The organism is Stenotrophomonas sp. SrG (genome assembly GCF_050031795.1).
Lineage (GTDB): Bacteria > Pseudomonadota > Gammaproteobacteria > Xanthomonadales > Xanthomonadaceae > Stenotrophomonas > Stenotrophomonas rhizophila_A.
Window position 1 is genome coordinate 1 of the sequence record NZ_JBNBBE010000209.1, and the last position, 278, is coordinate 278.

Annotated in this window: 1 protein-coding gene; it reads right to left on the reverse strand. The window is 67.6% G+C overall.

Going from position 1 to position 278, the window contains the following annotated elements:
- Positions 1-278, reverse strand: a 278-nt coding sequence (locus tag ACQG3P_RS19555) for an N-6 DNA methylase (RefSeq protein WP_426805971.1), incomplete at both ends; no start/stop codon positions are given.

Consider the following 278-nt stretch of genomic DNA (forward strand, 5'->3'; position numbering starts at 1 on the left):
TCGTCATGCTGGCGCACCTTGCGCCACACCAGCAAGGCGGTCGCAACTGACGCACCGGCGAACAGCCGGGCAGGCAGGCCGATCACCATGTCCACCAGGTTCGCGTCCAACCAGCACTGCCGGATGCGCGCTTCCTCGCCAGCGCGGAACAGCACGCCATGCGGCACCACGATCGCCATGCGCCCACGCACCGGCTCCAACGTAGCCAGCATTTGCTGGATCAGCGCGGTATGCGCCCACTGCCGGGACGGAACGCCCTGCAGGAAGCGGAAGTAGGG